Genomic DNA, 3,513 nt, shown 5'->3' on the forward strand with positions numbered 1-3,513 from the left:
ATTTTTCCTTTGGCGCTGGCGCACGTCAGAAAAACAGTCTCGCCTAGTGGCTACCGGGGACTACGCGCCTTCGATTCTCTCTCCTTGGCGCGCAGCGTGTGAAGTTAACGAATTCAGCCAAGACCGAAAAGCGCTTCTATATACTGTTGTGCTATTTTTCTTGGTGAGAAATCATTGGCCCTTTGTTTTAAAAACTCTGGGTCATGAGCTTGATTAAGCGACTCAATCATTGATGCTGCCAGCCTATCAACTGATCCAACATCACATAATTTTCCATATTTTCCATCTACTAGAATTTCACGTGGTCCACTTTCACAGTCAGTACTGACAACTGGCACCCCATGCGACAATGACTCCAGAATGACATTCCCAAAACCCTCATTATTAGATGAAAGAACGAACAACTCAGCGTTATCATAAAAAGAAGCGGTGTCTTTTCTAAAACCCGGCAGCTTGATTGAATCATTTAAATTGTATCGCTTGATGGTTTGTTCTAGTTTGTCCCTTAATCCACCTTCACCCAGAATCACAAGTTTTGCATTAATATTCTTTTGAACCAATGCGAATGCGTCAATAAGGATTTCATAATCTTTTGCCTTCTCTAAACGCCCAACAGACAACACTGTCTTTGATGAGCGCCACCAATCTATCAGTTCAGCATCAGTATCGCTTAAGATGGTTTTCTTTAGCTGACGTAAAGGATTGTAAATAACTTTAATATCGCTCTCATCAAGACCGGTTACATCACACATTCCCGCTTTCATACCATCTGATACGACGACAACTTGTGTAGCATATCTATATAAGTATCTGGATACATGCCTAAGTAACCATTTATCCCTTTTTGTCATTTCTGGTGCGTTTAAGAAGTTTGAATGTTCTGAAACGATCAACTTCATTTGGCGATGAAAAATATAACGTGCCAATATAGCAGAAGCTGTGTTGGGCCAAGATGACGCTATCATGGCATGAGGCTTTTCATTTTTAAGGTATTGTCCAAGCCTAAGAACCATTTCTCGTGGGCGTGATGAGCCTAATTCAAATATTTTGGATTGTTCTGAAACCTCATCTTTAAGGACTCCTTCATCACGACAGACTACAAAGTCAACGGCATAACCCATCGAAATAAACTCATTAGCGAGGGTAATTCTATTACGAGAGACTCCATTAGTAGAAAAGAAAGTTGTGAATAACGCAATTTTTTTCATTTAAACTAATATCCAAAGGTTGCAGCAATAATTATTAGTTGACCATGAAGTCTTTTATTGCACTTTTCCATCCGCTGTAGAATCTGTATCCAGAGCTAATCATCAATCGAACTATTGGCACAATCCGCCTTATCCGGTTTAATTTAAGAAGTTCCGACCGACTAATTGCTGCTTGTACACGCTGTATCTCCTGATTAAATCGTCTTTCTATTAGCTCTCTTTCTGTTAATTCATTCGCTAACAATGTCGCTTTGTGCTCTTCAAGCCATTCGTAAACTTTGTTTGAATCAGTGTCTAATGGTGCAGTTTTTTGGAATAGTAGACGCTTGAGTTCTCCCTTCTTAAAATATCTTATTGTAGTCGTATAACTTACGTTTAAAGCATTCATTGATGTAGCGTTTGAAGCATGCCTCCTGTAAAGGGCCATCACTTCACTGACTATTCGCTTTCTACCTATAATCGATGCGCATGAATGTAACCAACTATCATGGGTAATCGATGTATCATCAGGAATCGGGAGGCACAGTGCCAGGAACGAACCTCGAACAACTGTTGCCATCCCAGTAATAAAATCATGATCAAGATCGAAAACCTTTTCCATACGCTCAATCTTTGTTTGGCCTATCTCGGTCAAGTCTTCTGTACAATAGCTGAGATCATGAATTAATAGCTGAGTTTCTGGATGACGTCCGAGCACGTCAATACATTTCTCAATCTTTTCCGGAAACCATACGTCGTCCTGATCACTCAAAAATACTAGTTCGCCGGAACACTTGGATAATGCCCGTTCAAAATTTCTTGTATAACCTTGATTCTCTGAATTCTCGTGAATCTGGACTGCGAACAGCGCGTTGTCCTGAAAGGACCTGAGTATGTGAATTGTCGCATCCGATGACCCGTCATCGCTGACAATGAGTTCATCCGGGAGACGTGTCTGGACACAAAAACTGTCCAGTTGCTCCTGAATGTATTTCTCTCCGTTGTAGGTCGCCATGGCAATTGATATTTTCATTGAAAATCAATACCAATCAAACTTTCCCGTACTCTGGATCCACTGTAAATCAATATTAGAAAACCCATTATTAGAATATTTACGTTTATTATGGCATTGTCCGCTAAGAATTTATACTTTAACGGATTAACTTATTAACAACACGGTCGATCATAAGATATGGCTTCCATAGCTTAATGCTGTTTTTTTCATATAATGAGATATTTCTTTCGCAATAATAAATCCATGCATAGATGAACCAACATATGCCACTGAACTAATGATAGAACTAACTATCTCTGACAGCGAATTAGGTTCATCTAATATCAAAGGGGAAGATTGCATTTTTGATTTAATACTATATATGATCTCCTCATCGTTGTGACAACGACCTATTGCTACTAAAACAGGTCTGGCTTCCAATTTTTTAGCTATAAAATCGAGCTTTTTTGCCACGTAATCAAGTCCTTTTATGACATTACGTTCTTTTAAATGCACTACAAAAATACGCTCAGATTTTCCAAAAACATTATTGGAAAGATCAAGTCTTTTTGGCAATAGTCGTGCTGCTTCTAAAACAGTGTCAGGAATGACTTTGGCTTTTGCTTGAAGGTCGCGGCAAAATAATGCAGAACTTCTTTGATCACGAAATGCAATATATTGAGATGAATTAACTATTATTCGCGCCACTTCACTTGCTAACCCATGCATTGAATCCATAACTCCAGGGGCATTTATAACCAATGGAATATCGCGCTCAATTGCTAATTGGGCTGCACCCGCCCAAAGAGTAGGGTATGCGTGTGTTGATACTAAACGATAATCTTTAAGACTAGTACGCGAAGCACTGATAATGTTCCCGCCTCCAATTACGACACCATCTATACTCTTATCACGAAGTTCTTCAATTGACATTGTGGTGAGTGCATCTGGCCAAGGGCTTCCGCCTACGGGAGAAACATGAAAGAAATTATGATTCGGTAGTCGCGCTTCTATGATATGGGGAAAAAGGCAATCTCCAAAATTCTGAACATCAAAAGTTCCAAAATGTGCTAAATTCATTCCTGCTCTTCGACGTCACATGTGGGTTTAAGCACATCCCCTGCTGAGTTGACGATCATGTAAACTGTCATGATAAAGGTCTCTGTATTGTGATAGCTGCGGGCTCTTGCTGCTTGGAAACAATTTTTCAGCCCCTCGATCCGTGCATTGGTATAAGTTCAAGACCACCGTCTGACAAGCTGTCAAGCTGTCAAGCTGTCAAGCTGTCAAGCTGTCAAGCTGTCAAGCTGTCAAGCTGTCAAGCTGTCAAGC

The 3,513-nt window shown here is 40.1% G+C and carries 3 protein-coding genes; all 3 read right to left on the reverse strand.

Features of this window, described 5'->3' with window-relative positions:
- Positions 1 to 113 precede the first annotated feature (113 nt).
- The 3 genes from BOW51_RS09900 to BOW51_RS09910 all read right to left on the reverse strand — a co-directional run bounded on the left by BOW51_RS09900 (position 114) and on the right by BOW51_RS09910 (position 3,261).
- A complete protein-coding gene (locus tag BOW51_RS09900) occupies positions 114 to 1,208 on the reverse strand; it encodes a glycosyltransferase (protein ID WP_078477570.1) in 1,095 nt (364 codons plus the stop codon).
- A gap of 34 nt (positions 1,209 to 1,242) precedes the next feature.
- Positions 1,243 to 2,220: a glycosyltransferase family 2 protein gene (locus BOW51_RS09905; protein WP_078477571.1), complete on the reverse strand. Its 978-nt coding sequence runs from the start codon at positions 2,218 to 2,220 to the stop codon at positions 1,243 to 1,245.
- 150 nt (positions 2,221 to 2,370) lie between these two features.
- Positions 2,371 to 3,261, reverse strand: a complete 891-nt coding sequence (locus BOW51_RS09910; RefSeq protein WP_078477572.1) for a polysaccharide pyruvyl transferase family protein — start codon at positions 3,259 to 3,261, stop codon at positions 2,371 to 2,373.
- Between the last annotated feature and the right edge of the window lie 252 nt (positions 3,262 to 3,513).

Source organism: Solemya elarraichensis gill symbiont, assembly GCF_002021095.1.
Lineage (GTDB): Bacteria > Pseudomonadota > Gammaproteobacteria > Chromatiales > Chromatiaceae.

Bases quoted from the DNA above. Each gene is read 5' to 3' on its own strand.
- BOW51_RS09900 (WP_078477570.1), bottom strand. From the start codon at position 1,208: ATGAAAAAAATTGCGTTATTCACAACTTTCTTTTCTACTAATGGAGTC.
- BOW51_RS09905 (WP_078477571.1), bottom strand. From the start codon at position 2,220: ATGAAAATATCAATTGCCATGGCGACCTACAACGGAGAGAAATACATT.
- BOW51_RS09910 (WP_078477572.1), bottom strand. From the start codon at position 3,261: ATGAATTTAGCACATTTTGGAACTTTTGATGTTCAGAATTTTGGAGAT.